This is a genomic window from Trinickia sp. NRRL B-1857, from assembly GCF_050470685.1.
Classification (GTDB): domain Bacteria; phylum Pseudomonadota; class Gammaproteobacteria; order Burkholderiales; family Burkholderiaceae; genus Trinickia.
In genome coordinates, this window is sequence record NZ_JBFLUK010000001.1 from 1,382,660 (window position 1) to 1,409,121 (window position 26,462).

The 26,462-nt window shown below is 60.3% G+C and carries 24 protein-coding genes, 2 tRNA genes and 3 rRNA genes; 13 read left to right on the forward strand and 16 right to left on the reverse strand.

Annotated features, from left to right (window positions below):
- Together rimM and rpsP are read right to left on the reverse strand one after the other, a co-directional pair.
- A complete protein-coding gene (gene rimM / locus AB1286_RS06005) occupies positions 1 to 690 on the reverse strand; it encodes a ribosome maturation factor RimM (protein WP_430362404.1) in 690 nt (229 codons plus the stop codon).
- A gap of 110 nt (positions 691 to 800) precedes the next feature.
- The gene (gene rpsP / locus AB1286_RS06010) at positions 801 to 1,055 is read right to left on the reverse strand and encodes a 30S ribosomal protein S16 (RefSeq protein ID WP_010091769.1); all 255 of its coding nucleotides are present in this window, start codon (positions 1,053 to 1,055) and stop codon (positions 801 to 803) included.
- 222 nt (positions 1,056 to 1,277) lie between these two features.
- On the opposite strand from rpsP, the gene AB1286_RS06015 reads away from it, so the two are divergent.
- The gene (locus tag AB1286_RS06015; protein ID WP_430362405.1) at positions 1,278 to 1,748 is read left to right on the forward strand and encodes an NINE protein; all 471 of its coding nucleotides are present in this window, start codon (positions 1,278 to 1,280) and stop codon (positions 1,746 to 1,748) included.
- 14 nt (positions 1,749 to 1,762) lie between these two features.
- Here AB1286_RS06015 and AB1286_RS06020 read toward each other — a convergent pair whose 3' ends face one another.
- On the reverse strand, positions 1,763 to 2,878 hold the full coding sequence (locus AB1286_RS06020) for a PA0069 family radical SAM protein (RefSeq protein WP_430364999.1): 1,116 nt from the start codon (positions 2,876 to 2,878) through the stop codon (positions 1,763 to 1,765).
- A 289-nt stretch (positions 2,879 to 3,167) separates the two neighbouring features.
- Between AB1286_RS06020 and AB1286_RS06025 the strand changes: the two genes are divergently transcribed.
- The gene (locus tag AB1286_RS06025) at positions 3,168 to 3,548 is read left to right on the forward strand and encodes a hypothetical protein (protein ID WP_430362406.1); all 381 of its coding nucleotides are present in this window, start codon (positions 3,168 to 3,170) and stop codon (positions 3,546 to 3,548) included.
- Positions 3,549 to 3,608: 60 nt separating this feature from the next.
- On the opposite strand, the gene AB1286_RS06030 is transcribed toward AB1286_RS06025, so the two are convergent.
- From AB1286_RS06030 to AB1286_RS06055, 6 genes are all read right to left on the reverse strand, one after another.
- Positions 3,609 to 4,151: a response regulator transcription factor gene (locus AB1286_RS06030; protein WP_430362407.1), complete on the reverse strand. Its 543-nt coding sequence runs from the start codon at positions 4,149 to 4,151 to the stop codon at positions 3,609 to 3,611.
- 294 nt (positions 4,152 to 4,445) lie between these two features.
- A 5S ribosomal RNA gene (gene rrf, locus AB1286_RS06035) occupies positions 4,446 to 4,559 on the reverse strand.
- 147 nt (positions 4,560 to 4,706) lie between these two features.
- Positions 4,707 to 7,588, reverse strand: a 23S ribosomal RNA gene (locus AB1286_RS06040).
- Between the two features lie 349 nt (positions 7,589 to 7,937).
- Positions 7,938 to 8,013, reverse strand: a tRNA-Ala gene (locus tag AB1286_RS06045).
- A 50-nt stretch (positions 8,014 to 8,063) separates the two neighbouring features.
- Positions 8,064 to 8,140, reverse strand: a tRNA-Ile gene (locus tag AB1286_RS06050).
- Positions 8,141 to 8,205: 65 nt separating this feature from the next.
- Positions 8,206 to 9,736, reverse strand: a 16S ribosomal RNA gene (locus AB1286_RS06055).
- Together the 16S, 23S and 5S rRNA genes with 2 tRNA genes alongside form the textbook arrangement of a ribosomal RNA operon.
- Before the next feature lie 616 nt (positions 9,737 to 10,352).
- On the opposite strand from AB1286_RS06055, the gene AB1286_RS06060 reads away from it, so the two are divergent.
- From AB1286_RS06060 to AB1286_RS06075, 4 genes are all read left to right on the forward strand, one after another.
- A complete protein-coding gene (locus tag AB1286_RS06060) occupies positions 10,353 to 11,558 on the forward strand; it encodes a DUF2863 family protein (protein ID WP_430362408.1) in 1,206 nt (401 codons plus the stop codon).
- A gap of 188 nt (positions 11,559 to 11,746) precedes the next feature.
- Entirely contained in the window at positions 11,747 to 12,604 is an 858-nt protein-coding gene (locus AB1286_RS06065; protein ID WP_430362409.1) for a helix-turn-helix transcriptional regulator, read from the forward strand.
- A 100-nt stretch (positions 12,605 to 12,704) separates the two neighbouring features.
- Entirely contained in the window at positions 12,705 to 13,379 is a 675-nt protein-coding gene (locus AB1286_RS06070; RefSeq protein ID WP_430365000.1) for an energy-coupling factor ABC transporter permease, read from the forward strand.
- A gap of 190 nt (positions 13,380 to 13,569) precedes the next feature.
- Complete coding sequence (locus AB1286_RS06075) at positions 13,570 to 14,169, forward strand: BspC domain-containing protein (protein WP_430362410.1); 600 nt, start codon at positions 13,570 to 13,572, stop codon at positions 14,167 to 14,169.
- Positions 14,170 to 14,247: 78 nt separating this feature from the next.
- On the opposite strand, the gene AB1286_RS06080 is transcribed toward AB1286_RS06075, so the two are convergent.
- Together AB1286_RS06080 and yaaA are read right to left on the reverse strand one after the other, a co-directional pair.
- Complete coding sequence (locus AB1286_RS06080) at positions 14,248 to 15,405, reverse strand: M14 family metallopeptidase (RefSeq protein WP_430362411.1); 1,158 nt, start codon at positions 15,403 to 15,405, stop codon at positions 14,248 to 14,250.
- A 45-nt stretch (positions 15,406 to 15,450) separates the two neighbouring features.
- On the reverse strand, positions 15,451 to 16,233 hold the full coding sequence (gene yaaA / locus AB1286_RS06085) for a peroxide stress protein YaaA (RefSeq protein WP_430362412.1): 783 nt from the start codon (positions 16,231 to 16,233) through the stop codon (positions 15,451 to 15,453).
- A 69-nt stretch (positions 16,234 to 16,302) separates the two neighbouring features.
- Here yaaA and AB1286_RS06090 point away from each other — a divergent pair, with 69 nt between their 5' ends.
- Both AB1286_RS06090 and AB1286_RS06095 read left to right on the forward strand, forming a co-directional pair.
- Positions 16,303 to 16,788, forward strand: coding sequence for a putative toxin-antitoxin system toxin component, PIN family (locus tag AB1286_RS06090; protein ID WP_430362413.1), 486 nt, complete (start codon positions 16,303 to 16,305; stop codon positions 16,786 to 16,788).
- A gap of 10 nt (positions 16,789 to 16,798) precedes the next feature.
- Positions 16,799 to 17,974 carry a pyridoxal phosphate-dependent aminotransferase gene (locus AB1286_RS06095; protein ID WP_430362414.1) on the forward strand — a complete coding sequence of 392 codons (1,176 nt, stop codon included), beginning with the start codon at positions 16,799 to 16,801 and terminating at the stop codon, positions 17,972 to 17,974.
- Positions 17,975 to 17,985: 11 nt separating this feature from the next.
- Here the strand turns inward: AB1286_RS06095 and AB1286_RS06100 are convergent, their stop codons facing one another.
- Positions 17,986 to 18,651 (reverse strand): glutathione S-transferase family protein, encoded by a 666-nt coding sequence (locus tag AB1286_RS06100; protein WP_430362415.1) that lies wholly within the window; start codon positions 18,649 to 18,651, stop codon positions 17,986 to 17,988.
- Positions 18,652 to 18,837: 186 nt separating this feature from the next.
- Between AB1286_RS06100 and AB1286_RS06105 the strand changes: the two genes are divergently transcribed.
- From AB1286_RS06105 to AB1286_RS06125, 5 genes are all read left to right on the forward strand, one after another.
- Entirely contained in the window at positions 18,838 to 19,626 is a 789-nt protein-coding gene (locus tag AB1286_RS06105) for an oxepin-CoA hydrolase, alternative type (RefSeq protein WP_430362416.1), read from the forward strand.
- A gap of 11 nt (positions 19,627 to 19,637) precedes the next feature.
- Positions 19,638 to 20,354 (forward strand): histidine phosphatase family protein, encoded by a 717-nt coding sequence (locus AB1286_RS06110; protein ID WP_430362417.1) that lies wholly within the window; start codon positions 19,638 to 19,640, stop codon positions 20,352 to 20,354.
- A 78-nt stretch (positions 20,355 to 20,432) separates the two neighbouring features.
- Positions 20,433 to 21,539: a phosphotransferase gene (locus AB1286_RS06115; protein ID WP_430362418.1), complete on the forward strand. Its 1,107-nt coding sequence runs from the start codon at positions 20,433 to 20,435 to the stop codon at positions 21,537 to 21,539.
- Positions 21,540 to 21,640: 101 nt separating this feature from the next.
- The gene (locus AB1286_RS06120; protein WP_430362419.1) at positions 21,641 to 22,867 is read left to right on the forward strand and encodes an acyl-CoA dehydrogenase family protein; all 1,227 of its coding nucleotides are present in this window, start codon (positions 21,641 to 21,643) and stop codon (positions 22,865 to 22,867) included.
- A 188-nt stretch (positions 22,868 to 23,055) separates the two neighbouring features.
- Positions 23,056 to 23,748, forward strand: coding sequence for a glutathione binding-like protein (locus AB1286_RS06125; RefSeq protein WP_430362420.1), 693 nt, complete (start codon positions 23,056 to 23,058; stop codon positions 23,746 to 23,748).
- Positions 23,749 to 23,858: 110 nt separating this feature from the next.
- Here AB1286_RS06125 and AB1286_RS06130 read toward each other — a convergent pair whose 3' ends face one another.
- The 4 genes from AB1286_RS06130 to AB1286_RS06145 form a co-directional block, all read right to left on the reverse strand.
- Positions 23,859 to 24,707 (reverse strand): RHS repeat-associated core domain-containing protein, encoded by an 849-nt coding sequence (locus AB1286_RS06130; protein ID WP_430362421.1) that lies wholly within the window; start codon positions 24,705 to 24,707, stop codon positions 23,859 to 23,861.
- A 201-nt stretch (positions 24,708 to 24,908) separates the two neighbouring features.
- Entirely contained in the window at positions 24,909 to 25,382 is a 474-nt protein-coding gene (locus AB1286_RS06135; RefSeq protein WP_430362422.1) for a MaoC family dehydratase, read from the reverse strand.
- A gap of 14 nt (positions 25,383 to 25,396) precedes the next feature.
- Entirely contained in the window at positions 25,397 to 25,867 is a 471-nt protein-coding gene (locus AB1286_RS06140; protein ID WP_430362423.1) for a MaoC family dehydratase, read from the reverse strand.
- Between the two features lie 11 nt (positions 25,868 to 25,878).
- Positions 25,879 to 26,361, reverse strand: coding sequence for a DUF1178 family protein (locus AB1286_RS06145; RefSeq protein ID WP_430362424.1), 483 nt, complete (start codon positions 26,359 to 26,361; stop codon positions 25,879 to 25,881).
- Positions 26,362 to 26,462: the final 101 nt, after the last annotated feature.

Below are 26,462 nucleotides of genomic sequence, written 5' to 3' on the forward strand. Positions count from 1 at the left end.
TCAGTAATCGGCTTCCCAATCGACGACAATGCGCTTCGCCGCCTGATCCACCGTTTTCACGTAGACGCCGACGAACGGAATCAACCGCTCACCGGTGACCGGCTGCCCGTCCTTGCCTTGCGACGGGTATTCGACACGCAATACCGAGTGCGCGCCGTTATCGATGAGATCCGTGACCGAGCCGAGCGCAACGCCCGCCTCGTTCACAACCTCAAGGCCGATTAGATCGACCCAATAGAATTCGTCGGCCTCAAGCGCGGGAAAATCGCTGCGACGCACATAGACACGCCAGCCGCGCAGCGCGAGCGCCTGATCGCGATCGTCGGCGCCGCGCAACTGCGCGACGACGCTATCGCTGTGTACCTTCGCCGCGACGACGGGCGCAGACTTCATCTCGCGCCCTTTGACAAGCCACCACGATTTCGCGCTCGTCAATGCATCGCCGCCTTGAGTCGCGCTGGCATGCGCCGCGACCTTCACCCAGCCTTTGAGGCCGTAGGCGTCGACGATAGCGCCGACTTCGACGGCATCGTCGGGCAACGCCCCGACTGGCTCAATGCCCGACACCTGACCGGCGGCGGCACCGACCGCATTGCGCTCGACCGGCTTGCGCGCGAACGCGCCAAACGACACAGGCGCCCGGGAAGCCGCTTTCGCTCGGCCCGAGCCGCCCGAATCATGAACGGACATCGACAAACCTCACAGTTGCTTTCACGCGCGGCCACCGACCTCCTTGCCTTTTGCACGACGCGGCTCGCGCGAGTGCATGCAGCAAGCGGCCTACTACGCCGCCGACGCGATTAAGCAGCCGGTTGCGCCTTTTGCGCTTGCTTCACGAGACGCTCGACCGTCGGCGACAGTTGCGCGCCCACGCCTTGCCAGTACGTCAGACGATCTTGCGCGATACGCAGCGATTCGCCCTTCGTAGCAACCGGGTTGTAGAAACCGACGCGCTCGATGAAACGGCCGTCGCGACGGTTGCGCGAATCGGTGGCGACGATGTTGTAGAACGGGCGCTTCTTCGAGCCGCCACGTGCCAAGCGGATGATGACCATACTGTAATCCTTGAAAACCGGGGGTTCGGAACCACTGAAACGCTCGATTATAGCGGGAAACTGAAACCATAACAAACACTTACCCGTTCCTACCCGGTCAGCTGTGAGATATGAGCAACCGAATCACGGCCCCGCCCGCTCTAGCGCGACGTACAATGCGCGCTCGGGCGGCCGTCGAGCGCCCGTTTTTTCGACGAACCGCCGCTTTCCGTCTTCAGGGTCATGTCCAGTCGCGTACCTTCCGCTCCCGCCCGTTTTCGCTCCAAAACGCTTACCGCCTTGCTCGCTTTCTTGTTCGGCAGCGTGGGTGCCCATCGCTTTTACCTTTACGGCCGGCGCGATGTGTTCGGCTGGGCACATGTGATCGGCACGGCGCTCGGGATTCCGGGCGTACTCATGCTTATCGCCACGCACCGTTCATCGACGCCCGGTTGGGTGCTCGCCGTTCTCGGCGCAAGCTCGCTGCTGGCGGCTTTCCTCGCCGCGATCGTCTACGGATTGCGCCCCGACGAAAAATGGGACGCCCAATTCAATGCCGGGGACGCTCGCCGGAGCCGCTCGGGCTGGGGCGTTGTCTTCGTCGTGATTTTTTCGCTGTTCATCGGCGCGCTCGGGCTAATGGCGGGACTCGCGGTCACGTTCCAGACGTACTTCGAGTCGCAAGGCGGGATTAGTACATCACTGTCCGAGTAGGCGAGCCGCGCAGCTCAGAAAAGATCCAGCTGCGGATTTTGTGGTCCGGGGGCGACTGGCCTTTTGAAATGAGACATATCGAGGATGCCGTGGCGGCGTGCATTGAGTCCCAGCCGTTTAACGGCTTTCTCGAATCGCTGCTTCAGTAGATCGGCCCACGCCCCCTCGCCCTTCATCCGCCGAGAAAAAGACGAATCGTAGTCTTTTCCGCCGCGCATATCTCGAACGCGAGCCATGACACGGTCGGCACGCTGCGGGAAATGGGCCGCCAGCCAGTCCTTGAATAGCGGCGCGACTTCCCATGGCAGACGTAGCACGATGTAGCTTGCGCTCGTTGCCCCCGCTTGCGCGCAAGCCTCGAGCACACGCTCGAGATCCGGCTCCGTAACGAACGGAATGACCGGCGCGATGCTGACACCCACCGGAATACCCGCTTGCGCGAGCGCTTGGATCGTGCGCAGCCGCCGCGTCGGCGTTGCGGCGCGAGGCTCTAGTGTCCGAGCGATATCCACGTCGAGCGTTGTAATCGTCACCGCGGCCATCACCTGGCCGCGCTCGGCCATCGGCGCGAGCAAATCGATGTCGCGCTCGATCAACGACGATTTCGTAATCGCCGCGAACGGGTGCCCGTGGTCATGCAAGATCTCGATAACTCGCCGGGTTAGCCGCAAGTCACGCTCGATGGGTTGGTATGCATCTGTGTTGACGCCGAGCGCGATCGGTTCGGGGATGTAGTTCTTCTTCATCAGCTCGCGCTCCAGCAGCGCGGGCGCATTGACTTTCGCATAGATTCGACTCTCGAAGTCGAGCCCCGGCGATAGCCCCAAGTAGCTGTGCGTTGGCCGCGCAAAGCAGTAGATACAGCCGTGTTCGCAACCCCGATAAGGGTTCAGCGAAACGCTGAATGGGATATCCGGGGACGCATTGTGCGTCAGGATACTTCGCGCCTGCTCCTCGAAGACTTGCGTTCTCAAAGGCGAAAGGCCGTCGCCTTCGCTATCGGGCGACCAACCGTCATCGAATGCGGCCCGCTCGTCGCGCTCATATCGGCCTTGCAAGTTCGTGACAGCGCCCCGCCCCTTTAGCGGCGCGGGCGGAGCGATAGGAAATTCGGCGTCGGGGTTGTCCATCATCGATGCAAACCAAGTGCGGCACTTGGCCTCTATTCACGTGCAAGAGTCAGTATATGCTTTTTTGCTGTATGGATATACAGTACACCAACCGAGCGAGCGGGCGTGATCGGTTGGCGTGTGAATGCCTCGGTGTCGCATATTTGCGCGACAGACGAAACGCGGGCTGCTTAGGAAGATGAGATCGGTGTCCGATGGGTGAGGCGGCAGGCTTCACCTGTCGCCCAGGCCGCCATTGCGCGAGGCATTGGCTCGCAACTTCATCTTCCGACCACGCAGGAGAATCCGCATGAAAACCGCCCTTCCGCTTATCGCAGCTCTCTTGGGCCTCGGCGCGGCTGGCGCCGCATACGCGTCGCCAGTCGGCAACTGGCAAGTCACTCACTATGATTTCGCCACGGGCGCCTCCGTCAATACGACGCAGGTCTGCTTGAGCGCCGACGGCACTTTTCGCCAAGATGGCTGGCTCGGCTACTGGAAGTCATCGCAATCAGGGGCCAACGTGATGGCGCGAGCGAGTGCTACGTCGGCAGTAGCGACGGCTGCCGATGTTACGACGGTAGTGACGGACAGCCTCATGACAGGTTTCAACGAGAGCTGGTCCGGAAATAACTTGAATAGCGGCTTCTACACCGTCAGCGTGTGGACGCGGCTAAGCACCTCCTGCTGATCCCGACAGGCGGCGGCCCGATGCCGGGGAGCGCTAGCTACTCCGGCTTCTCGGTGGCTTCTAAATCGCGCCTTTTCGCGGCGAGACGTCGGAGCGGCTCATCGGCTCCATGCGTTTGGGCTGGGCCGACTTCACGCGGTGTGTGGCGCGAGCGGCCGAGGCAGTGGATTCCCGGCTGAATAGCCCGAGCTGAAGCGCCTCGAAGATCGCTTCCGACTTCGAATGTACGTCGAGCTTAAAGTACAACCGCCGCACGAACGTGACGATAGTGTGGCGCGAGACCGCCATGATCTTCGCGGACTCTTTCAGAGAAAATCCCTTGGCGATGAGCGCAAGCGCCTCACGTTCGCGCGGTGACAGCTGAACGCTTAAAGACGTCGACTCTATCGCGTCTCCGGCGGCGGCCGAGAACGCTTTCTCATCGTCGAGCATGAACGGCCGTACTCGCGATGAGAATCGCTCCCCCCGCTGCCTTTTCATTGCTTTCCCCGGTTGATATTTCTTGCGTATCGGACGGCGCTGATCTATCGGGAATATCGAGCCGGAAGTGGTTCCGACGCCTGATCCTCCGACCAGTGCGCTCGACGATACCAGCGCTCGCATTCAATTTAGCAAATAAGGAAGATTCTGGCCGATTAACGCGAGACTGATTATTTGACACACGAACATCGAACTTGCGTCCGATGCGCAATAAGTCACCCCGTTTCGCCGGGCGATATCCATTTCATTAGCGCGTTTATTGCGTGCCATTGCCGCTGACGCTTCCGGGTGCGCAATAAGTAGCACGGCGCTTACGAAGCAATTTTCAGTGCACCGGGATGCAGAGACGGCATTTTCCGCCGCGCAAAGCAAAAACCCCCGACAGCGGTGTGCTATCGGGGGTTTTTCAATGGAGAAGCCTGACGATTACCTACTTTCACACGGGCAATCCGCACTATCATCGGCGTGGAGTCGTTTCACGGTCCTGTTCGGGATGGGAAGGGGTGGTACCAACTCGCTATGGTCATCAGGCATGACTTGTTGCTGTGTCGCGCAGGGCGCCACAGCCAATCTGGGAAGAAGTATCGAGCGTGTTGGGCTCGGTGTAATGTCGCTTGGGCAGCGATTGTGTGGCACTACGCGCTCAAACCTGTGCGAATCGCAAAACGCACTTGTTATAGGATCAAGCCGTACGGGCAATTAGTATCGGTTAGCTAAATGCATTACTGCATGTACACACCCGACCTATCAACGTCCTGGTCTCGAACGACCCTTCAAGGGGATCGGTGTCCCCGGGGATATCTCATCTTAAGGCGAGTTTCCCGCTTAGATGCTTTCAGCGGTTATCTCTTCCGAACATAGCTACCCGGCGATGCCACTGGCGTGACAACCGGTACACCAGAGGTTCGTCCACTCCGGTCCTCTCGTACTAGGAGCAGCCCCCTTCAAATATCCAACGCCCACGGCAGATAGGGACCAAACTGTCTCACGACGTTTTAAACCCAGCTCACGTACCTCTTTAAATGGCGAACAGCCATACCCTTGGGACCGGCTACAGCCCCAGGATGAGATGAGCCGACATCGAGGTGCCAAACACCGCCGTCGATATGAACTCTTGGGCGGTATCAGCCTGTTATCCCCAGAGTACCTTTTATCCGTTGAGCGATGGCCCTTCCATACAGAACCACCGGATCACTATGACCTGCTTTCGCACCTGCTCGACTTGTCGGTCTCGCAGTTAAGCACGCTTATGCCATTGCACTATCAGCACGATTTCCGACCGTACCTAGCGTACCTTCGTACTCCTCCGTTACACTTTGGGAGGAGACCGCCCCAGTCAAACTGCCTACCATGCACTGTCCCCGACCCGGATCACGGGCCAAGGTTAGAACCTCAAACAAACCAGGGTGGTATTTCAAGGACGGCTCCACCGAAACTAGCGTTCCGGTTTCATAGCCTCCCACCTATCCTACACAGATCGGTTCAAAGTCCAATGCAAAGCTACAGTAAAGGTTCATGGGGTCTTTCCGTCTAGCCGCGGGGAGATTGCATCATCACAAACACTTCAACTTCGCTGAGTCTCGGGAGGAGACAGTGTGGCCATCGTTACGCCATTCGTGCAGGTCGGAACTTACCCGACAAGGAATTTCGCTACCTTAGGACCGTTATAGTTACGGCCGCCGTTTACCGGGACTTCAATCAAGAGCTTGCACCCCATCATTTAATCTTCCGGCACCGGGCAGGCGTCACACCCTATACGTCCACTTTCGTGTTTGCAGAGTGCTGTGTTTTTATTAAACAGTCGCAGCCACCAGTTTATTGCAACCCTTTCACCCTTCTGGCGCAGGCCAGTTAAGCTACAAGGGCGTACCTTATCCCGAAGTTACGGTACCAATTTGCCGAGTTCCTTCTCCCGAGTTCTCTCAAGCGCCTTAGAATACTCATCTCGCCCACCTGTGTCGGTTTGCGGTACGGTCACTGTTAGACTGAAGCTTAGAGGCTTTTCTTGGAACCACTTCCGATTGCTTCGCAGCTTAAAGCCGCTCGCGCCACACCCTTGAATTACGTGCCCGGATTTGCCTAAGCACCTTCTCCAATGCAGCGACCGGGACTTCCAACACCCGGACAACCTTCCGCGATCCGTCCCCCCATCGCATCTAACAATGGTGCAGGAATATTGACCTGCTTCCCATCAGCTACGCATTTCTGCCTCGCCTTAGGGGCCGACTCACCCTACGCCGATGAACGTTGCGTAGGAAACCTTGGGCTTACGGCGAGGGGGCCTTTCACCCCCTTTATCGCTACTCATGTCAGCATTCGCACTTCCGATACCTCCAGCACACTTTACAATGCACCTTCGCAGGCTTACGGAACGCTCTCCTACCATGCGTGCAAGCACGCATCCGCAGCTTCGGTATATAGCTTAGCCCCGTTACATCTTCCGCGCAGGACGACTCGATCAGTGAGCTATTACGCTTTCTTTAAAGGGTGGCTGCTTCTAAGCCAACCTCCTGACTGTTTTAGCCTTCCCACTTCGTTTCCCACTTAGCTATATTTGGGGACCTTAGCTGGCGGTCTGGGTTGTTTCCCTCTTGACACCGGACGTTAGCACCCGATGTCTGTCTCCCGTGATTGCACTCTTCGGTATTCGGAGTTTGCTATGGCGAAGTAATCCGCAATGGACCCTTCAACCATGACAGTGCTCTACCCCCGAAGGTGATACACGAGGCACTACCTAAATAGTTTTCGGAGAGAACCAGCTATTTCCAAGTTTGTTTAGCCTTTCACCCCTATCCACAGCTCATCCCCTAACTTTTCAACGTTAGTGGGTTCGGTCCTCCAGTACGTGTTACCGCACCTTCAACCTGGCCATGGATAGATCACTTGGTTTCGGGTCTACGCCCAGCAACTGAACGCCCTATTCGGACTCGCTTTCGCTACGCCTGCCTTAATCAGTTAAGCTTGCTACTGAACGTAAGTCGCTGACCCATTATACAAAAGGTACGCCGTCACCCCTTACGAGGCTCCGACTGTTTGTATGCATGCGGTTTCAGGATCTATTTCACTCCCCTCCCGGGGTTCTTTTCGCCTTTCCCTCACGGTACTGGTTCACTATCGGTCGATCACGAGTATTTAGCCTTGGAGGATGGTCCCCCCATCTTCAGACAGGATTTCACGTGTCCCGCCCTACTTGTCGTACGCCTAGTTCTTCCACGCTGTTTTCGCTTACAGGGCTATCACCTGCTATGGCCGCACTTTCCAGAGCGTTCAGCTAACAACACAGATAACACGTACAGGCTCTTCCCATTTCGCTCGCCACTACTTTGGGAATCTCGGTTGATTTCTTTTCCTGCGGTTACTTAGATGTTTCAGTTCACCGCGTTCGCTTCGCATAGCCTATGTATTCAGCTATGGATACTCCATTCGGAGTGGGTTTCCCCATTCGGACATCCCCGGATCAAAGCTCGTTTGCCAGCTCCCCGGGGCTTTTCGCAGGCTACCGCGTCCTTCATCGCCTGTGATCGCCAAGGCATCCACCACATGCACTTGTTCGCTTGACCCTATAACGAGAGCGTCTTACGTGACCAGTTAGTGCTTTAGCACTTACTGGGAACCACCCCCGTAGGGGGCACCCAAAAGGCACCACCAACAGGGTTAGAACACTCGCTACAGGTTTGAGTTCTCGCGTTGTGCCGTATTCCAAGTCATCTTTCGATCACTTTAAATACATTGATACAATCACTACCCATGATATCTTCCACGTCCATCTCATAGACGCTTCCAATATCCATTACTACTTCTTCCAGATTGTTAAAGATCGACAGCCGACTCATACCTTCAGTCGCTCTGACTGGCTCAATCGCCAATGACAAAAACTCGATACAAGATCGAACACTTGTCATTAGTGATTGGTGGAGGCAGACGGGATCGAACCGACGACCCCCTGCTTGCAAAGCAGGTGCTCTCCCAGCTGAGCTATGCCCCCAGGCACAGACTTATGAGACTCTAGGGCTTGTTCGCTCACACCGCAGACAATGGTGGGTCTGGTTGGATTCGAACCAACGACCCCCGCCTTATCAAGACGGTGCTCTAACCGACTGAGCTACAGACCCCTGAGTCTGTCTTGATCTACAGCCGATAAGTTGTGGACGCTTAACTTGTGACGCTTAAGCTCGAGAAAGGAGGTGATCCAGCCGCACCTTCCGATACGGCTACCTTGTTACGACTTCACCCCAGTCATGAATCCTACCGTGGTGACCGTCCTCCTTGCGGTTAGACTAGCCACTTCTGGTAAAACCCACTCCCATGGTGTGACGGGCGGTGTGTACAAGACCCGGGAACGTATTCACCGCGGCATGCTGATCCGCGATTACTAGCGATTCCAGCTTCATGCACTCGAGTTGCAGAGTGCAATCCGGACTACGATCGGTTTTCTGGGATTAGCTCCCCCTCGCGGGTTGGCAACCCTCTGTTCCGACCATTGTATGACGTGTGAAGCCCTACCCATAAGGGCCATGAGGACTTGACGTCATCCCCACCTTCCTCCGGTTTGTCACCGGCAGTCTCTCTAGAGTGCCCTTTCGTAGCAACTAGAGACAAGGGTTGCGCTCGTTGCGGGACTTAACCCAACATCTCACGACACGAGCTGACGACAGCCATGCAGCACCTGTGCGACGGTTCTCTTTCGAGCACTCTCACCTCTCAGCAAGATTCCGTCCATGTCAAGGGTAGGTAAGGTTTTTCGCGTTGCATCGAATTAATCCACATCATCCACCGCTTGTGCGGGTCCCCGTCAATTCCTTTGAGTTTTAATCTTGCGACCGTACTCCCCAGGCGGTCAACTTCACGCGTTAGCTACGTTACTAAGGAAATGAATCCCCAACAACTAGTTGACATCGTTTAGGGCGTGGACTACCAGGGTATCTAATCCTGTTTGCTCCCCACGCTTTCGTGCATGAGCGTCAGTGTTAGCCCAGGGGGCTGCCTTCGCCATCGGTATTCCTCCACATCTCTACGCATTTCACTGCTACACGTGGAATTCTACCCCCCTCTGCCACACTCTAGCTCGCCAGTCACCAATGCAGTTCCCAGGTTAAGCCCGGGGATTTCACATCGGTCTTAGCGAACCGCCTGCGCACGCTTTACGCCCAGTAATTCCGATTAACGCTCGCACCCTACGTATTACCGCGGCTGCTGGCACGTAGTTAGCCGGTGCTTATTCTTCCGGTACCGTCATCCCCCCGAGGTATTAACCCAGAGGATTTCTTTCCGGACAAAAGTGCTTTACAACCCGAAGGCCTTCTTCACACACGCGGCATTGCTGGATCAGGGTTGCCCCCATTGTCCAAAATTCCCCACTGCTGCCTCCCGTAGGAGTCTGGGCCGTGTCTCAGTCCCAGTGTGGCTGGTCGTCCTCTCAGACCAGCTACGGATCGTCGCCTTGGTAGGCCTTTACCCCACCAACTAGCTAATCCGCCATCGGCCGCCCCTTGAGCGCGAGGTCCGAAGATCCCCCGCTTTCCTCTCTCGAGCGTATGCGGTATTAATCCGGCTTTCGCCGGGCTATCCCCCACTCTAGGACACGTTCCGATGTATTACTCACCCGTTCGCCACTCGCCACCAGGGTTGCCCCCGTGCTGCCGTTCGACTTGCATGTGTAAGGCATGCCGCCAGCGTTCAATCTGAGCCAGGATCAAACTCTTCAGTTCAATACCTGTTACTGTTTTCGGTTGTGTTACCAACCGGTCGCTCACTCAACGTACTGACGATGATTAATCCGTCTTTCGACAGATAAACCTTCCTCTAATACTGTGTGAGACTTGATACTTTCGCTTTCGACAGATCCCGAAGAATCCGCCTTGCGTCGCCATCAAGCGCCCACACTTATCGGCTGTAAATTTTTAAAGATCGCGTCGCTTAACCGTCAGCAGCACCGGAACACCTTCTTCTCAGTACCACCCGTCTTGCGTTGCTGCGTCAGCAGCAGAGAAACGAGATTATGCAGAACCTTTTGCATCTCGTCAACAGTTTTTTTCGCGTCGCTTGCATCTGCTTGCTGAAGAACCGTTGACGACGACCTCGCGGAAACCGCACCCCACAAGGCCTCGCTTCTCTTCGTTCAGTCACACTGACTGCACGAAAGGGCGCAATTCTAGGCGGCTTATCCGAACCGCGCAAGCGGTTTTTTGCAGTCGCTTCGCAACGGCAAACGAAGGGCCCGCGGAACCGTTCCGAACGCACCGGGCGCATCAAGCGCGGCTCGGCTTACTGTGTGACGGAAGCGTCTAGAATGGAGGGCTCATTGAATCCAACAAAGTTAGCCCTATGCGCTCGCGAATCGCTAAACGCCTCCCCCCCGATGCCGACAAGCTCGTCGGCCTGTCCCTCGCGCTGTTCGCGTCCGGCAGCCGAATCGAAGACCGCTTTTGGGAAGCAAAGCTCGACACGCTGCTCGCGAAGATCGTCCGCAACGGCAATCAAACTACGCTCGACGCGGCGCTCGATCATCTTCAGCAGAACCATCCCGATGCATATGGCGCACTCGCCGACATGGCGGAGACACATAGCGAGTCTTTCGTCATCGACCACGAAGGCACGCCCTACGAAGCGCTATTGATCGCGGCACCGGTGTTGGCGTGGACCCGCTACATGATCCCGTCTGGGCCGCTCAAGGGCGATGCAGTCGACGCCCTGCGCACTCACCTGCAAGCGCACGTGCTGGCCGCCAGTACGCGCGTGGCGCTCGCGCCGTTCCTCTATAGCATCGATCAACTGCCGCGGCACCACGTCGAAACGTACCGCCTCGCGCAGCAATTGATTCAAGCGGCGCTCAACGGGACGGCAGCGAAAATGAACTTCGGGGATCTGCCCGAGACGTCGCCCATTCTGGCCGACCCGCGCTTCCTGTTGGCCGTCGTCGCCGCGCCGGTCGGCGCACCGTTGTTCCGTTGGCAGGAGGAGGAAAACGGCGTGCGCATCGAACGCGGCCAGTGCCTCGAACAATGGGCGACGCAAGGCGGCGCCAATCTCTCGGCCGTGCTTCCCGGCTGCGAATTCGAGTGTCTCTTGCCCGACGCTTATTACTCCGCCTGCCGCGACGCCGACGAACGCGTCCGGCCCCACACCGTGCGCACCGCCATTCGCTATCTATTCGATACGATCGGCGCAACGCCGCAGGACCTGCGCGCCGTGGTCGCAGGCTTCGGCGAGCGGCGCATCGACGAATACCGCGTCGGTTTCACGCGCCGCGGCAGCAACGACGTCATCTATGGCGTCGTCTGGCCGCTCTACGGTCGTGAAAACGGCGAGCTCGCGATCGACGAAGAAGCCGAAGACACCGGCGGGCCGCTCGAGGAAATCATCGCGCTGCTGAAAGAAGCCGGAGTGACCGACATCCGCCGCCACGCCGGCCGCTTCGAGCCCGAATACTGCGACGACTGCGGCGTCCCGCTCTACGCGGATCCGCTCGGTGAGATCGTCCACGCCGAGATGCCCGAAGACGCGGAACCCGCGCAACCGCACTTCCACTGACCCGGTCCCTCCCCCCTCCTCGCACCATCCCCGCCGCTTCGCTTGCGGGGATGGTGCGTCCTATGCCGTTCGGATAGCCGCGAGACTGTAAGGAATTTGTCATGATTGCGCGACGGCGCATCGTGGCCGCCGGGCCTCGTCCGGCGCTTTCCGCTGCGCTTTCCGTACCGACAACAAGGAGGTAAAACATGCGGTTCGCAGTTCTCAGTTCGGAAGCCGAACGGCGCGATGGGCTCAAGGCGTTGTTGCGGCAGATCGATCGGCAGGCAAGGTTTTGCGAAGCTCGTGACTGGATGCACGCAGGCCGCGCCATGCGCCGGGTTCCCACGGAGCTACTCGTCGTCGACTGGCAAGATGCGATGCGGGTTAGCGCCGTGCGTGCGCTGCTCGGCGAGTATCCGCGGCTGCGCGTGGCCGCGTTCGTCGACGATATTGCGCCGGCGCGCGTGCGAACGCTCGTCGATGCGGGCGTGCACGGCGTCATCGCGCGATCCACGAATCCTCTGCTTATCGTTCGATTGCTCGAACTGGTACTGGCGGGCGGTCTATATGCGCCTTATTTTCCCGAACCTGGTAGCGAAGACCGCCCGCCCCCGCACAGCGCGCTACCGGTCCCGCTGCCCGCCCGCGACTTCGCCACCGATATCTCACGGCGCAAACGCTTCGCGCCGGCGCTTTCGCCGCGTCAAGAGCAAATCATGCGCTGCGTCCACATGGGCAGCACCAACAAAATGATCGCGCGAACGCTCGGGATCAGCGAGGGCACGGTGAAAATCCACCTGGCCAGCATCTTCCAACAATTGGGCGCCCCCAATCGGGCCGCCGCCGTCGCCATCTATAACGGCTGGCTCACGCCGCAACTCGAAGTTCTGCGCACGGAAGCACAAGGCGCACCTAAGCCGGTGCTCGGCCGCGGCGGCCCGGTGCCCCTCCGGCGAGCCTCATCGTTCAAATATCCGCTGTCGCGCCCGGATCTGACGCTCGATCTGCCGCTGGCCGCCGAGCCGGACGTACCGTTCGGCGGCCCCGTCCCGGGCGCCGGCTGACCGGCGCGGTGCGCCGCTTGCTAAGCGTTAGTCGGGGGGAAAGCGAATCGCCTCGCGCATGCTCTCCCCGTTTCGCAGCCCAACGAGTAATATGGACGCCATGGGCTTCCTCTATACGCCGCTTCCGCTATGGATCGCTGTCGTTGGCTGGGCCGCAGCCGCAGTCCTGCTCGCGCTCGCCCTCGCGACGCGCCCGTTTCGGCGCTTGCAAGACGGAACGCTCCAGCACGTCTGGCTCGCCGTCATCGTGGCCATTTCGGTACTTTGGGCCACGAACGCGTGGCTCGACGACGGCCCAGTCATGCACTTGCTCGGCGCGACGCTGCTCGTCACGCTGTTCGACTGGGCACTCGCGCTCGTGGCCATGGCGGCCGTATCGAGCATCGCGGCCGTCATTTTCGACGCCGCTTGGCAAGGTGTCGCGCTGACCTTTCTCATTTACGGAGCGGTGCCCGTCGGGATTTCGGCTTTGTTCCAACGCGCCTGTACCGCGTGGCTGCCGCGTAACCTGTTTGTTTTCATCTGCGCGCAGGGATTCGTGTCGCCCGCGATCGCGGTGACCGTCGCGGGCGTCGCCGCCGCGGCGGCCCATATCGGGCTCGCGCACGGCTCGCCGGCTGTCATTCCGCTCGGCTATGCGTTCAGCGTATTTCTATTGGCCACCGGCGAAGCATGGTTCACGGGGATGTCGACCGCGCTCATCGCCGTCTATCGGCCCACCTGGGTCACAACCAACGACGTGCGTCGCTATCGGCTCGGCGGCCCCCGAACCTGAACTGAAGGTTCGTTCAACATTCGACGCAGGCGAGCCGCCTAGATCCCCCCCTCCAAATCGGCAACCGCGCTGATCGGCCGCATTTTCCTCGCCCTCGCGTCACGAATTGTCAAAAATTATTCATCGCGACATTGAACTCCGTCTCCGAGTGCGGCATCTTACGTGCCTGTGTCTCAATACTGCCTACCGGATGGATAGCTCCAAGATTTCAAGCCGCATGCGGCAGCTCGCGGGACGATTGGCAACTTCGGCCCTCTTGGCTTTGCCTTTGATCGCGATTGCCCCCGCCCACGCCGACTCCATCGATCAGCGCAATGAGCTGATCGCCCACTTCGTGAACGACATGCACGCCGATCCGCTCGTCGCCGATTGCGCCGCGCATGGCAATTTCGTCGCGAGTACCTCGACCGTCATCGATCACGTCGACTTCCCGCCCGAAGCGTTCGATTCGGCACACGCGGAGATCAAGCCGTGGAATCAGCCGTTCGACCAAGGCAAGCAGCGCATTACCGTCGATAACATCGTGACCGTCGAAGGCCAGGGCATCCCGCGCGAAGCGTCTCACGAACCTTATCCGCTGAATTTTCGCTGCGGCTACGTCGGCACTCAAATGCTGGCATTCACTTGGAACGACCCCGTGCCGCCGCTCAAGGCACGCAACGAAGGCTCGTCGAAGAAGAAGACGAAGCGCCGCCACGGAGGCCACGCGTCGGGCCACACCAGCAGCAACGCGGTCAAGCACGCGGCAAAGAAGAAAAAATCGTCGGCCAAGTCCGGCGCGAAGCACTGACCGCCTGGGAGAGGGAAGCCGACAACGACGAACCGGGCCGCCGGCCCGGTTCCAATCGGCGCGATTTCGGGTCGACGCTTATCCGAACGTTTCGATCTGACGCAGCACCGCGCCTAGCATTGCGGCACCCAACGCCGCGCTGCGTTCGCCGTTCCAACCCACTCGCTCGTCGGGCAAGTTCGCGTTGTCCTTGAAAGGCATTTCGAGCGTCAGCGACAAACACCCGAACGTATGTCCGATGTATTTCGACGCTAGCTTGAGCGCATCCTCCTTGTACTTGGAGGCTTCGTAGCCGTACTGATCTTGGAAGTCGGGGCTCGCTTGCTTGAACGCCTCGATAAATGCCTGCTGCTCGCGCGACTGACGCTCGGTGAAACTCGGCAGCATCTCGCTCCCCGCGACGAATACATAGGGCAGCGCTTCGTCGCCGTGGATGTCGAAAAACATGTCGCAACCGTTCGCGTGAATCGCCTCGCGCACGGCGAACACCTCCGGGCTGCGCTTCGGATCGGGCGCAAGCCATTCACGGTTCAGGTTCGCGCCCGCGGCGTTCGTCCGCAGATTGCCGCGCACGCTGCCGTCCGGGTTCATGTTCGGCACGATGTAAAACACGGCGTGCTCGTACAGCTTGCGCGCAACCGGGTCGCCGGACCAGTCGCCCCATCCGGCCAGGCGTTTGACGAGCCCCTCGACGAACCACTCGGCCATCGTCTCGCCCGGATGCTGACGGGCGACGATCCACACCTTCTTCTTCGGCTTTGCCGCGCTCGCCTCGGGCGTGCCGAGCACGAGCAGCGACATCGGCCGCCCCTCCACCGTACGGCCCAACTCGACGAGCGTCGCCTGCGGCATCTGCTGAAGCGCCCCGAGGAACTCGGCGTGACGCTCTTCGCTGTAAGGCTCGAAGTAGGCGTAGTGGATCGCGTCGAAATCGGGCGTGTGATCGATCGTCAAGCGCTGCCCGTCGTATGACGTCGGCACGCGAAACCAGTTGACGCGATCGTAGCTCGCCATCGCTCGGTACCCGTGCCACCCTTGCGCGAACGCACATTGCGCCGCGTTCTCGAACGTCATGACGCAACGCTCTCCGCGCACGCCCGAAAGCCGGAAATAGAACCATTGCGCGAAATCGGCATGGCTGTCGGGGCGGATCCGCAGACGAATGTCGTCGGCACGCTCGCACGACACCACGTCGATCGCACCGGCGTCGAAATTGCTCGTGATCGATAGGCTCATGAGGTCCTTTGCTTTGATCTATTGGATGAACGAAGTGGCGCCGACTCAGCTTGCGATACGGCGACGAAAGACGAACGTCGCCTCGTTCGAGGCCTCCGGGTCGAACGCGTAACCCTCGAGGTCGAAGTCTTTCAGCTTTTCGGGCGTATCGATACGGTTTTCGACGGCAAACCGAGCCATCAAGCCGCGGGCCCGTTTTGCATGAAAGCTGATGATCTTGTAGCGGCCGCCCTTCCAGTCTTCGAATACGGGCGTCACGACGCGCGCATCGAGCCGCGTCGGTCGAACCGACCTGAAGTACTCGGTCGAGGCGCAATTCACGAGTACGCGCTCCGCGCCCTTGTTGCGTTTCATCTGAGCATTGAGCGCTTCCGTGATGCGTTCGCCCCAAAATGCGTACAAGTCCTTGCCGCGCGCATTCGGCAAACGCGTGCCCATCTCCAAGCGGTAAGGCTGCAACAAGTCGAGCGGACGCAGCAGGCCATACAAGCCGGACAGGACGCGCACGTGGCGCTGCGCGTAGTCGAGATCCGCCGCCCCCAATGTCTTCGCATCGAAGCCTTCGTAGACGTCGCCATTGAACGCGAGCACCGCTTGCTTGGCGTTGCCGGCATGAAATTGCGGCGACCAATCGGCGTAGCGCTGAAAGTTCAGGTGTGCGAGCGCATCGGAAATATCCATCAACGACGCAATCTGCTGCGGCGAGAAACGCCGCAATTCATCGATCAATTCGGCCGCATCGTCGACGAAATCGGGGATCGTGTGCTTCGAGACATGCGGGGGCGTCTCATAGTCGAGCGACTTGGCCGGAGACAAAACAATTATCATAAGGGTTCGCCGAAAGGCTCGCCGGCACGCCGTGCCGAGCGCAGGAAACGAAAAGCCCGATTGTAGCGAATGCCCTATTCCGATGCCGAAGGCGTCAACGCCGTGCCGCGCGTGGTGCTCGATTCCAATGTCTGGATCGATATCCTCGTGTTCGACGACCCGGCCACGCGCCCCATTCTTGCCGCCCTCGAACAGGGCGGTCTCGTTGCGTTGATCGACTCGCGATGCCTCGCCGAATTGGCGCGCGTGCTCGATTATCCGCAGTTCGTCGCGCGTGCCGTCGACAAATCCGCCGCACTCGCGGCCGTCACGCGGCTCGCCGAAGTCCTGCCGGCGCAGCGCCCATCCGGCGAGGGCTCGCCGCTCCCCAAATGCAAAGACCGCGACGATCAGAAGTTCCTCGAACTCGCGCATGCCGTGAAGGCCGATTGGCTCGTCTCGAAGGACCGCGCGCTACTGAAACTGAACAAGCGCACGTCCCGCGATTTCGGGTTTCGCATCGCCGAGCCCGCGCCGTTCGCGGCCGCCTGTATTTCCGCACACGCCCTCATTTGAACCCCGCGCCATGAACGCACCGCACGAATCCACCTGCCCGCCCTTCGCTCTCGCCTCACGTCTGCCGAATGTCGGCACTACGATTTTCACGGTCATGAGCGCGCTCGCCGCTGAACGCGGCGCCGTCAATCTCGGCCAGGGCTTTCCCGATTTCGACTGCGACGAGCGAATCGTCGACGCCGTCTCGCGCGCCATGCGCGACGGCCACAATCAATATCCGCCGATGGCCGGCGTGCTGCCGCTGCGCGAGGCGATCGCCCGCAAAATCGAATCAATGCACGGTCGCGCCTACGACCCGCAAACGGAAATCACCGTAACGGCCGGCGCCACGCAAGCGCTCTTGACGACAATCCTTGCCACGGTCCACCCCGGCGACGAAGTCATCGTGCTCGAACCGACCTACGACAGCTATGTCCCGTCGATCGAGATGGCCGGCGGCAAACCTGTTTTCGTCTCGCTCGAGGCGCCCGATTACGCGATCGACTTCGACAAACTCGCGAGCGCGATCACGCCGCGCACGCGCCTCGTGCTCATCAACACGCCGCACAATCCGACCGGCCGCGTTTGGCACGCGCAAGACATGCGCCGGCTCGAAGCGATCGTGCGCGATACGAACGTGCTGATCCTTTCCGATGAGGTCTACGAGCACATGGTCTACGACGGCGCGCCGCACGAGAGCGTCGCGCGCTATCCCGAACTCGCGCGGCGCAGCTTCGTCGTATCGAGCTTCGGCAAGACGTTTCACGTGACGGGCTGGAAAGTCGGCTATGTCGCCGCTCCGGCCGAATTGATGGCCGAATTCCGTAAGGTCCATCAATTCAACGTCTTCACGGTCAACACGCCGATGCAGATGGGACTCGCCGCCTATCTCGCCGACCCGACGCCATACCTCGAACTACCGGCGTTTTATGAGCGCAAGCGCGATTTCTTCCGTGCCGGGCTTGCGAACACGCGCTTTAGGCTGCTGCCCTGCGAGGGGACGTACTTCCAATGCGTCGATTATTCGGCGATCAGCGATTTGCCCGAGGCGGACTTTTCCAAGTGGCTGACCAGCGAGATCGGCGTGGCGGCGATCCCGGTGTCGGCGTTCTATCACGAACCGCACGAATCGGGCGTCGTGCGGTTTTGCTTCGCGAAACAAGAAGCCACGCTTGCGACCGCGCTCGAGCGGCTCGCGCGTCTTTGACCGGCGCGCGCTTAGGCGGGCTTGGCCGCTGCGCTCAGCGCCGCGGTTTCCGCCTTGCGGTCGGCCGCGATACGCTGCGCGGCCGGATGTGCTTCCTCGATCCGCTTGACATACGTTTTCCAATCGATGCCCGCGTCGAGCAACAGGTCGCGACCGAGTACCGTCTTCGTGGCAAGCGCGATCAAAGGCAGACTCGCATAGCCGCAGATGTCCGCAAACGTGAATGTCTCCCCGCGAAGATACGGCGTGAACTTCGCGATTCGCTTAAAGCCCTCGATATTACGGGCCAGCGTGCGTTCGACGCGAGCCCGCGTCTCTTCGCTCGTCATACGGCCGATCAACATTTGCGGGTACAGTTCGCGCGCAACGAGTTCGATGTGCAACTCCAAGACGGATGCGAGCTGGCGCGCCTTCGCGGCTTCGAACGGGTCCGCCGGGAAGATCCGCTTCTCGGGATAGCGCGCGGCCAAGTATTCGACGATGGCTTGCGATTCGCTGATGTCACCGTCTTCGGTCCGAATAAACGGGACTTTGCCGAGGGGCGAGCAAGCGAGCATGGCCTCGTCCGTGATCGGCAACATCACCCGCACCTCCTCGAATGGGATACCGTGTTCGAGGAGAACAAACTTGACCTTGTTGTAGTAATTCGAAAACGCAATGCCATGAAGTTGAATCATGCGTCTCTCCAAGCGAGGGGCGATGGCGGCGCCAACAGTGGCGCCAAATAATGGCCGTTTCAAATAAAACGACCGTGCTATTCTAACCGTACCGGCAAAGATCGGGAGTTCGACGATGACTACGGGTTTAGCGTTGCGTCGCGGCGCGAGCGCGGTCGAACCGCCCGACACCACCAAGGAGACATCATGAGCGCAGAGTTGCTCGCCTCGCGACCGCCAGAAAGCGAGTCGACCCTTGTCTTGACGCTGTCCAATCCGGGCGCGCGCAATGCCTTGCACCCCGACATGTATGCCGCCGGAATCCAGGCGCTCGAGACGGCCGAACGCGACCCCTCGATCCGCGCGATCGTTCTCACCGGTGCGGACGAATTCTTTTGCGCGGGCGGCAACCTTAACCGGTTGTTGGAGAACCGTGCGAAGGACCCGTCGGTGCAAGCGCAAAGTATCGATTTGCTGGCCCAATGGATCCTTGCACTGCGGACGTCGCGCAAGCCGGTCATCGCCGCCGTGGCCGGTGCAGCGGCCGGCGCGGGCTTTTCCCTCGCGCTGGCGTGCGACCTCATCATCGCGGCCGACGATGCCAAGTTCGTCATGTCGTATGCGCGCGTGGGATTGACGCCGGACGGCGGCGGCTCGTGGTTCCTCGCGCAGGCACTGCCGCGCGCATTGGCGACCGAAATTTTGCTGGAAGCGAAGCCGGTATCGGCCGAACGGCTTCACGCGCTCGGCGTCGTCAATCGCCTCGTCAAAACGGCGCAGCTGCGCGATGCGGCGATCGCCTGGGCTGACGAACTCGGACGCGGCTCGCCCAATGCCCAAGCGTGCGTCAAAGCGCTCGTCGCCTCGGCGGGTGCACATACGCTGCCCGATCATTTGACGCACGAGCGCGACGCATTCGTGGCCTCGCTGCATCACCCCGATGCACTCGAAGGGATCACGGCCTTCCTGGAAAAGCGCCCAGCGCGCTATCGCTGAGACCATCCGTCATGACCGAGTTCAAGATACCCCAGCGCCGCCGCATCTTCCTCATGCGTCATGGCGATGTGACCTACTTCGACGGCTCGGGCCGCGCGATCGATCCCGAGACGGTGCCGCTCAACGTGCACGGCCTCGCACAAGCACGGGCCGCAGGCGAAGCATTCGCCGCCGACGGCGTGCGGTTCGACCGCGTCATCGTGAGCGGCTTGCCGCGCACGGTGCAAACCGCGCAGCAGGTACTCGCCGTCACCGGCCAGCATATCGAGATCGAGACGTGGCCCGAATGGCAGGAGATCCGCGCAGGCCGCCTCGCCGATCTGCCGCCGGGCCAGGTCGAAGCCGCGTTTCTCAGCGCGTTCGACGGCGTGGTGCCGGAGAGCACGCGCTTTCTCGGCGGGGAGACGATCGGCGAACTGCTCGATCGCGTCCTACCGCCGCTCGCACGGTTGCGAGCCGACGATAGCTGGGACACCGCATTGCTCGTGCTGCACGGCGGGGTCAATCGCGCCCTGCTCTCGCATGCGATTACGACCGGCGAGCGGACATTCTTCGGACATCTGTCGCAGGCGACCGGCTGCATCAATGCGCTCGACGTCGGCGCCGAGCCGCGCGATTGGGTCGTACGCGCCATCAATTACGCACCGCCGACGCCGCTATTTCGCGACGTCCGGCATACCACGATGGAATCGCTCTACTCCCAATATCTGCGCTATCGACGCGAATGACGTCTGCGCGGTCCTGAGTTTTCGACGCTGCACCTTCGCAATCCGTTATCGAACCCAACGTCAAGTGGGAGCCGTTAGATGGCAACGAACGAGTCGGCAGGACAAACGAGCAACGAACAGGACTACTCGGCATTCGTCGGCACGCGCGCCGTCTCGGCGCGGCACAGCTTCGACACCGATACGCTCGACAGATGGATGCGTGAGCGCATCGAGGGATTCGCGGGACCGCTGACCGCCGAGCAATTCGCAGGCGGTCAGTCGAACCCCACCTATAAACTCGTCACGCCCTCGCGCAGCTATGTCATGCGCGCGAAGCCGGGGCCTGCGGCCAAGCTGTTGCCGTCCGCACATGCGATCGAGCGCGAATATCGCGTGATGGATGCCCTCTCGCGGACCGACGTACCCGTCGCCAAGATGCTTGCACTCTGCGACGACGAAACCGTCATCGGGCGCGCGTTCTACGTCATGGAGTACGTCGAAGGCCGCGTGCTTTGGGACCCCTCGCTTCCCGGCATGACGCCGCTCGAGCGAGCCGCCATCTATGACGAAATGAACCGCGTGATCGCCGCGCTGCATCGCGTCGATCCGAACGCGGTCGGCCTCGCGGATTACGGCAAGACCGGTAACTATCTCGCGCGCCAGATCGCGCGCTGGAGCAAACAGTACGAAGCCTCCGAGACCGAGCCGATCGAAGCCATGCGGCGGTTGATCGAGTGGTTGCCGGCCCACGTGCCGCTCGATACCGATGCGACGGTCGCCGTCGTCCACGGCGATTATCGGCTGGACAACCTCATCTTCCACCCGAGCGAGCCGCGCGTTCTCGCCGTACTCGATTGGGAACTGTCGACGCTCGGCGACCCCATCGTCGATTTCGCCTATCACTGCATGGCCTGGCACGTCGACCCCGTGCAGTTCCGCGGCATCGCGGGCTTGAGTTGGGCAACGCTCGGTATCCCCGACGAGGCGAGCTACGTCGAACGCTACCGCGAACGCACGGGCTTTACGATCCCGGGCGACTGGAATTTCTATCTCGCCTTCAACATGTTTCGCATCGCCGCGATCTTGCAAGGCATCATGAAGCGGGTCGTAGACGGCACCGCATCGAGTGCGCAGGCGATGGATGCCGGTCGCCGCGCGCGGCCGATGGCCGAACTCGCATGGTCGTACGCCTGCAAAGTCCGGTAGCGGCAAAGGCCCGCTCATCGCATGAACGATGCTTGCCCCCGGGCGATCATCGGCCGATAACGCGGCATAACGCACGGTGCCGCATCAACCGAGAAAGAACCATGAATTTCGACTACACCCCGAAGGTTCAAGCCTTGCGTGAGAGATTGCTCGAGTTCTTCGACGCGCACATCTATCCGAACGAGCGCGTCTTTCTCGACGAAGTCGCGCGCAATCGCGCGGCGGGCAACGCTTGGGTGCCCACCGAAATCGTGGAGACGCTGAAACTGCGAGCCAGGGAAGCAGGCCTGTGGAATCTGTTTCTACCGGATTCGACGCACGGCGCAGGACTCACCAATCTCGAATACGCGCCGCTCGCCGAGATCATGGGCCGCGTGCCCTGGGCGCCCGAGGTGTTCAACTGCAATGCGCCCGACACGGGCAACATGGAAACGCTCGAGCGCTATGGCTCCGAGGAGCAAAAGCGCACATGGCTTGCACCCTTGCTCGAAGGGCACATTCGCTCAGCGTTCCTGATGACCGAGCCTGAAGTGGCGTCATCCGATGCGACAAACATCGAAACGCGCATCGAACGCGACGGCGACACGTACGTCATCAACGGTCGCAAATGGTGGTCGTCCGGCGCAGGCGATCCGCGTTGCAAGGTCTACATCGTCATGGGCAAGACCGATCCGCAAGCGCCCAAGCACACCCAACAGTCGATGATTCTCGTGCCGGCGGGTGCGCCGGGCGTTACCGTCCACCGCCCGTTGCACGTATTCGGCTACGACGACGCGCCCCACGGCCATATGGAGATCACGCTCGAAAACGTGCGCGTGCCGGCATCGAACATCCTGCTCGGCGAGGGCCGCGGCTTCGAGATTGCGCAGGGCCGCTTGGGTCCGGGACGCATTCATCACTGCATGCGTCTCATCGGACTAGCCGAGCGTGCGCTCGAGCTCATGTGCAAGCGCACCTCGGAGCGGATCGCGTTCGGCAAACCGATCGCCGCGCAAACCGTGACGCAAGAGCGAATCGCACAGGCGCGCTGCATGATCGAGCAGGCTCGTCTCCTGACGCTGAAGACGGCCTACATGATGGATACGGTCGGCAATAAAGGGGCACGCGGCGAGATTGCGATGATCAAGGTCGTCGCGCCGAACATGGCCTGCGAAGTCATCGATTGGGCGATCCAAGCTCACGGCGGCGGCGGCATGTGCGACGACTTTCCGCTCGCCTATGCGTACACGTGCGCACGGACGCTGCGCTTCGCGGATGGTCCCGACGAGGTCCACCGCAACGCCATCGCCAAACTTGAATTGGCGCGTCATTCGGCCGCGGCGCACTGAGTAGCCGGACCTGCGCGGGCCGTCGACGCGCAGCCCGCTTGCGCGCAGCGATGCATGGCTCACGCGCTGCGATGCCCCCATCGCCTTCATGGCCTTGCGGCGGCCCCGAGCGACGCTCGCGGATCCATGCTAATTTCCGCGTGCATCGGCGCCGCCCGTCGCGGCGCCGGCGGTCACGAGGAAAAGCCATGATCGACGTCTACAGCTGGGCCACGCCGAACGGCCACAAGGTCCATATCATGCTTGAGGAAACTGGCCTCGAGTATCGTGCTCATCCGATCGATATCGGTGCAGGCGATCAATTTCAGGAGCAGTTCCTCGCGATCAGCCCGAACAACAAGATTCCGGCGATCGTCGATGCGGACGGCCCAGGCGGTCAACCGCTGTCGCTCTTCGAATCGGGCGCCATTCTCATCTATCTAGCAGAGAAGACAGGCAAGTTCCTGCCGACCGATCCCGTCAGCCGCTATGCGACGTTGCAATGGCTCATGTTTCAGATGGGCGGCCTTGGGCCGATGCTGGGACAGGCCCATCACTTCCGCATCTATGCACCTGCGCAGATCGAATACGCGGTGAACCGCTATACGAACGAGGCCAAGCGTTTGTACGGGGTCATGGATAAGCAGTTGGGCAAGTCGGCCTACCTCGCCGGCGAGGAATACACGATTGCCGATATCGCGGCATTCCCTTGGACCCGCTCGTGGCAAAACCAAGGGATCGATTTGGCCGACTATCCGAATGTCAAACGGTGGCATGAAGCGATTGCAGCTCGCCCGGCCGTACAGCGCGGCGTAGAGGTACTCGCATCGGCACGTAAGCCACTAATGGACGACAAAGCGAAGGAAGTGCTGTTCGGCGCGACGCAGTACGCAAAACACTAAGGCAAGCTCGTTGCGGCTGCCGTCCGGTGAATCGCGCCGGCGTCGCGCACGACACTCGGCACCGTCCTGAATTGCGTGCCGCTCGCATGCTGCATACAGGCGTCCTGCCGTCAGTACGTAAGCTCCTTATATGCCCTCCTCAATTCGCGATAGTTCGCAATCAGCTCACCCTTTAACACGGGATCCGCATCCATAATCGTTCTACCGCCGACCCGCTTATTAATCCTTCCCTTCAAATCGATCAATCTGGCACGATATCGTTCCAAATTATTTAAACGGGTCGCCATTTCTTGATTTCGCCAATCTCTAAGCCTCACCCATTTTCTTCTATCAAAAAAGTAAGACCATATCAAATCACCTTGGCTTGGAGTGGATCGCCTCGAACCATGCACCCCATATAGGCGAAGTATTTCGCTTTCCATATCCTCACTCAATGAAACGATGTCACGTTTGATTCCGTCGTACATCGGCGCAATCACTTCTTGGTGATAGGTGAGTAGAGGCCGAGCGTGTTCTACAGGCGCGTTGTAACCAGGGAGAGCCTCGTCGTAACTGGGAGGGGGGTCGTAAGCAGGGGGCGCGCCATGACGGTAATTGCTGTCACCCCCTCCCCGCGCCGCATGGCCCCGCGCTGCGGCACGGTCAGCGGCGATAGACTCGCTTGAAAGCGCGGTGCTACCCAAGTGACTATCAACGACGCCCTCCCCCTCCCGACGCGTGAATAGTCGGCCCAGTATGCCTAGGGACATATGCCCTGTCGGATCGCTGCGGTTGATTGGATCATTAAAACAATAGGCGTACGGATTGGCCCCGCCGGCATCGAAAGGACTCATCTCGTCGGGGGCATTGAATCGCATCAGATCGGGAAAATACCATCGATAGCCGTTACCCAACGGATAGGCAGCCGTGGCCGAGTCTCGAAACTCACCGGTAAAACCGAGGACAATCGTGCTCGCCATATCAATTCCCGATAGCAACAGAGAGCATCAAGCTTACAGATGCGTGTTACCGGGCACACTGATAAATTCAATAGGTAACAACAAGAAAGCCGTGCGCTTCAAGCGCAGCGTGAGATAGTGCGCCGATGCAAGGAATCGACCGCTGGCGCACCGCTCATGCTGATTCGAGTCGTACCGGGGGCGCCAGCGGATTTAAAACGATCAGAAATAGTGGCGCGTAACGAATTGGGCAACGCAGGCGGGCTTGCTTCCGCCGTCGACTTCGACGATGACGTCCCAGGTGACCTGTACCGCGCCTTCGCCGACCTCCTCCACTTCGCTTACGACGAACGACGCTCTCAGGCGTGCGCCCACAGGCACCGGCGCGGGAAAGCGAACGCGATTGAGGCCGTAATTGACGCCCAGCCGCTGCTCGATGCAAACAGTTTGCATGAGCAGCGCAGGAATGAGCGACAACGTCAAGAAACCATGCGCGATCGGGCCACCAAACGGCGACTCACGGCCGGCGCGTTCCGGGTCTACGTGAATCCATTGATGATCGTCCGTAGCGTCCGCGAATTGATTCACCCGGCATTGGCCAACCTCGACCCACTCGCTCACAAGCGCATCGCCGCCGAGATGCGCTCGCAGCGCGGCGGCATCGTACACGATCAACGGAGTTGCGGACGAATTCAACCCGGGGGCCCCCGTCACGTCGCCGCCCCGCTGGGCGTGTCCGGATGCCGCAGCCCGAACAACACATTCGCGCGCACGCTGATGACCATGTCGCCCGCTTGATCGACCCCTTCCCACAGCGTCGTCACGATGCCCCGGTCCGGCAGGCTCTTCGACACGCGCTTGGCGAGCACCGAGTTATACATGCGCAGGCTATCGCCCGGGCGCACCGGTTTCAGCCAGCGAATTTCTTCGACGCCAGGCGAGCCGAACGAAGTCGATCCGTTCAACACGTTGCGCACGAGCATGCCCATCATGACCGAACATGTATGCCAACCGCTGGCGATCAGGCCGCCGAACGGCGAAGCTTGCGCTGCCGCTTCGTCGACATGAAACGGCTGCGGGTCGAAGCGCTCGGCAAACTCGACGATTTCCTCGACGGTAAAGGTGTGAGTACCCACTTCGGTACGCGATCCGACTTCCAAATCCTCGTAGCTGATCCCCATGCGACGCTTTCCTATTGGAGCGATTCTTTGGGCACGCAGGCGCTCGGCAGCGCCATGACGTCGATGCCTTCGTCGACCAGCGCACGTGCATCTTCGGGTGTCGTCACCCCCCGGATGCTGCGCGCCGGCGCCTCGTTGTAGTGGATGCGGCGGGCTTCCTCGGCGAAGCGGTCGCCGACGTTTTCGGCCTTGCCGACGACCTCGCGCAGCATTTTCATCGCCATCGCCTCGAACTCCCGCGCCCGGTCGGCACCGGCCGGGCGATCGACGGCCGCACCGCCTTGTACCGACGTGTTTTGCCCTTCGTCGTGGCGAGCGCGCGTCGCACCCGACAGATTCAAGCGCGGCGCGGATGGCATGCGACTCACCTCAGTCGCGGCGCAAATCGGACATTCGATCAATTTGCGCGACAACTGGGATTCGAAGTCATCGTCGGAGGCAAACCACCCTTCGAAACGATGGCCATGCGGACATTGGAGATCGAGAACCTTCATGCTGAACGAAAACGGATGGTCGCCTAGAGCTTGCCCGCGCCGATCGGTCGACGCATCGGCATGAACGGGCCCTAGTGTAGCGCAAACGGGGTGAACGGTCG